Origin of the sequence: Halobacillus sp. BBL2006 (assembly GCF_000786645.1) — a bacterium.
Taxonomy (GTDB): domain Bacteria; phylum Bacillota; class Bacilli; order Bacillales; family Halobacillaceae; genus Halobacillus.
Genome location: NZ_JRNX01000004.1, coordinates 1 through 4,293, shown reverse-complemented (window position 1 = coordinate 4,293; position 4,293 = coordinate 1). Strand labels below are relative to the sequence as shown.

At 38.8% G+C, this 4,293-nt stretch carries 6 protein-coding genes; 5 read left to right on the top strand and 1 reads right to left on the bottom strand.

Annotation, left to right across the window (positions count from 1 at the left end):
* The coding region (locus LD39_RS00080; RefSeq protein WP_052158646.1) for a SurA N-terminal domain-containing protein at positions 1-592 on the bottom strand (592 nt) is incomplete at its 3' end.
* 138 nt (positions 593-730) lie between these two features.
* Here LD39_RS00080 and LD39_RS00075 point away from each other — a divergent pair.
* The 5 genes from LD39_RS00075 to LD39_RS00055 all read left to right on the top strand — a co-directional run.
* Positions 731-1,234, top strand: coding sequence for a superoxide dismutase family protein (locus tag LD39_RS00075; RefSeq protein WP_035541473.1), 504 nt, complete (start codon positions 731-733; stop codon positions 1,232-1,234).
* A 255-nt stretch (positions 1,235-1,489) separates the two neighbouring features.
* Positions 1,490-1,690 (top strand): cold-shock protein, encoded by a 201-nt coding sequence (locus LD39_RS00070; protein ID WP_035541471.1) that lies wholly within the window; start codon positions 1,490-1,492, stop codon positions 1,688-1,690.
* A 96-nt stretch (positions 1,691-1,786) separates the two neighbouring features.
* A complete protein-coding gene (locus LD39_RS00065; protein ID WP_035541470.1) occupies positions 1,787-1,996 on the top strand; it encodes a cold-shock protein in 210 nt (69 codons plus the stop codon).
* 99 nt (positions 1,997-2,095) lie between these two features.
* Positions 2,096-3,442, top strand: coding sequence for a DUF2252 domain-containing protein (locus LD39_RS00060; protein ID WP_035541464.1), 1,347 nt, complete (start codon positions 2,096-2,098; stop codon positions 3,440-3,442).
* A 75-nt stretch (positions 3,443-3,517) separates the two neighbouring features.
* Positions 3,518-4,293, top strand: a 776-nt coding sequence (locus LD39_RS00055; RefSeq protein WP_035541461.1) for an ABC-F family ATP-binding cassette domain-containing protein, incomplete at its 3' end; no start/stop codon positions are given.

Here is a 4,293-nt window from a genome sequence, read left to right as displayed (position 1 = left end):
TTTCGATTTCTTCTTGTTTTTGTTTTAGAGCGTCATATTCTTGCTTAAGTTCTTCTTCGGACACTTCAGGTTCTTCCGTATTGTTTGCAATGTATTCATCCACTTTAATCTGCAGTTTCAACTGTTCCTTAACTTCTTTCTCATCCGTGTTATTTTCTTCAAAAGCTTTTTTCATTTGTTCTTCACTCTCAAAACGCTTGGAGAACTCTGAGTATTTTTTCTCGACTTCGTCATTTGATACTTCAATGCCAGCTTCTTCAGCTGATTGTGTTAATAATTCCGAGCCGATCATTTGATCAACGATGCTTTTTTTCAATTGCTCTTCTTTTCCTTCAAGGTCCATTCCCATTTGGGTGTACTGCTGCTTCATACTTTCGTATTGGGCATTGAAATCTTCGCGGGACAATTCTTCGCCGTTTACGACAGCCACGGGTCCGCTGCCTTTCAGTTCGTCTGAGCTTTTATCTTCAGCTTTGTTTTCTTCCGTCTGTTGGGAGTCTTTATCCTTTTCAGCTTCCTCACCTGAACTGCAAGCGGCTAGCCCAAATACAGCTAATGTGGAAAGAGTAAGTGTCATAAATAATTTTTTCATCAAGTTGCTCTCCTTTGAGGTGTGAGATTTAAAGGGAGTGTAGCATAACGGTTACCACTTGTAAATCCTTCCTTTTGTGGAAAAAAGGAATGAAGTCAAAACCTATCGCATAACCATGATACAAAAGGAGGGAAGAGGATGTATCAAAACCCAGCACATGTCTCTTACAGGCAAACCTATGCCTCTGAAACCGCAAAAGTTCAATTCAGGAGCAGTCCATTGGCACCCAATTTAAAGGGTACAATGATGTTTTATCAAATGCCTTATGGTGTCGAAGTGTTTGTTCAAGTGGAAGGGCTGCCAGAATTTAAGAAAAAGAAAGAAGGCACACAAGTCGGGCCACATGGATTTCATATCCATGAAAAAGGTATGTGTGAGATTGGTGATGGAAAAGATCCTTTTTCAACCGCAGGTGGACACTGGAATCCAGACAATCAGCCGCACGGAAATCATGCGGGTGACTTTCCGGTATTATTTTCGAACCAGGGTCGTGCAAGAATGATCTTTTTTACTGACAGGTTTAAGGTGAAGGATATCATCGGGAAGTCAGTCATCATTCACGAAGGACCAGATGACTACCAGTCTCAGCCTAGTGGAAAATCCGGGAAGCGGATTGCGTGTGGAATTATAGAAAAATCGTAAATTTGTGGTATAAATGACAGGTGAATTGTATATACTTACTTTGTAGGGTTGTTAAGAAGCGATACTTGACTTCACCGGTGAGTCATAGTATAGTAATATATAAGGTTAAAGGATTACCAATAACATGAATTCGAGTCTTTCGAGTCACCTATTATAAAGAGTGATCAATCATTATTGGTACTTTTTATAATATGTGATTTTTTCATTATGGTAAAACGCATATTAATTTTAAGAAATATTGGAGGATCCAATTACATGAAAACAGGTACAGTGAAGTGGTTCAACGCGGAAAAAGGTTTTGGTTTTATCGAGATCGAGGGCGAAGATGATGTATTCGTACACTTCAGCGCAATCAATGAAGAAGGTTTCAAATCTCTAGAAGAAGGTCAATCCGTAGAATTTGAAATCACTGAAGGTAACCGTGGACCACAAGCTGCGAACGTAACTAAACTCTAATTTAAAATTAAAGCGATAATCGTAAAATATAAAAGAGGCTGGCTCGTTAGTCAGTCTCTTTTACATAATTTTCATGTCTAGAGGAGGCTTCATAAAATGGCTTTCGGTAAAAAGAATCAGACAGAAATTAAAGAAGAAGAAACGAAAATCTGGGTATGTTCTTCCGATGACTGTAACTGCTGGATGAGAGACAACTTCAGAACGAATGAAGAAAACATCTGTCCAATGTGTGGAAGTAAGATGGTTGAGGAAAACAAAGTTCTACAAGTAGTAGAAAACAACAGCCTATACTATAAGCAAAACTAAATCAAAAAAGCGATTGCTCAAGCAGCAATCGCTTTTTTGTTTTTATTGCGGGCTTTTAAGGGTATAAAGTGTTTAGAATGATAATTCGGAGGGGTTAGAATGGATCAGCAATTACAACGGGTGCTTTCAACTAAAAACACTTTGAGAAAACAATCATTATCAACAATTTTAGATCAGTTCGACGGACAATTAATGAATTTATCACAATCGAGCCGGAAAAAGAAATACGATAAGATGCGGCAGGACGCTTACAGCTTTTTTCGGGGAAGTGCTTATTTGTTTTTCTTCGATGTGATCGACTATCCGTTCACTTTTCATACGCCTGATGATAAGCCTACGTGGATCATGGGGGATATGCACTTTGATAATTTTAGCGCTTTTCAAAATGAGTCTCATGATATCGTATTTGACGTAGATGATTTTGATGAAGGATATCTAGGGTCTTACTTATACGATGTCCTACGGATGATTGTCAGCATTCGACTGACCGCAAATCAAGGAGATTTCACGAAAGAGGAACAAGATGAACTTGTTGATCGTTATTTGAAAACGTATGTTAAACAATTAGAGGCTTTCCAACAAGGAGAAGATGATCCGCGGTCATTAGAATTTACGATTGAGAATACAAAAAAGCCGATAAAAAAAGTATTGAAAAAAGTTGAAAAACGTAAAGCATCACATGAACTGGATAAACAAACGGTCATTGATCATGATTCAATCCGATCTTTTGATATAGGAAAAGATAAACTCTCGTCCGTTTCTAAACAAGAACGCGATGAATTGTCCTACGCTTGGAAGGAGTACATCGCTTCATTGGATCCTCATGCTCTTAAGGAAGAAACCTATTATCGTATTAAAGATGTCGTTAAGAAAAAAGGGGCAGGCATTGGTTCCACGGGACTTCAGCGTTATTATATTCTAATTGAAGGAGAAGCCGATGAGACCCATCACGATGATATTATTCTTGAAGCGAAAGAGGCAAGAACACCGATACCTGCTTATTTCTTTACGTATGATGAAAAATTCTGGGAAGATAATAAGCACCAGGGTCGAAGGGTGGCGCACACGCAAAGAGCGATGCATCACAAAGCAGACACTTATCTTGGTTACTTTTCTATGAATGGAAGGGATTTTTACGTCAGGGAACGCTCTCCCTTCACTAAAGACTTGAAAGAAAAGGACGTAGAAGACTTCAAAAGTATGAACCGAGCAGTTAAAACCATGGCTAAAATCAGTGCTAAAATTCATGCTCGGGCGGATGCTGATCTTGAAGAAGGTATCCTTGATTACCATAGTGAAGATGCCATATTGGAAGCAATAGGTTCAAAGAAAAAGCTTTTCCGTCACCAATTAAGTTTGTGGTCAGACCATTATCAGGACATTGTCGAGCGTGACTTTGAGCTTTTTAAAGAGTGGCTAAGTGAACAAGAATTTTTCAAATCCTAAATGAGACCTGTTTAATCCTCCAGCAGAATGGTATAATTTTAATGTTATACATTCGTAAAACTGGAGGATTTAATTATGTTAACAGTAAATAACGTTGGTCTTCGTTTTGGTGATCAAAAATTATTCGAGGACGTCAATATAAAATTCACACCTGGCAACTGCTACGGCTTAATCGGTGCAAATGGTGCAGGGAAATCCACTTTTCTAAAAATTCTTAGTGGTGAAATCGAACCTCAAATTGGAGACGTGTCTTTGAAAAAAGATCAGCGTCTTGCCGTTTTGAAGCAAAACCACTTCGAATATGATGAATACAAAGTTCTAGAAACCGTTATTATGGGTCACACAAGACTATATGAAGTGATGAAAGAAAAAGATGCTATTTATATGAAAGGTGAGTTCACCGAGGAAGATGGCATGAGAGCGGCTGAACTTGAAGGCGAATTCGCCGAAATGAATGGCTGGGAAGCTGATTCAGATGCGGCTCGTTTACTGAAAGGCTTAGGAATCAAAGAAGATCTTCATGAAAAAGAGATGAAAGATCTTGCAGGTTCAGAAAAAGTAAAAGTGTTATTGGCTCAAGCCTTGTTTGGTAATCCAGATGTCCTATTATTGGATGAGCCGACCAACCACCTTGATATAAAAGCCATCCAGTGGTTGGAAGACTTCTTAATCGATTTTGAGAATACCGTTATTGTCGTTTCCCACGACCGTCACTTCTTGAATAATGTGTGTACGCACATCGCAGACTTGGACTTTGGTAAAATCCAGGTTTATGTCGGTAACTATGACTTCTGGTACGAATCCAGTCAATTAGCTACGAAGATGGCTGCAGAGCAAAACAAGAAAAAAGA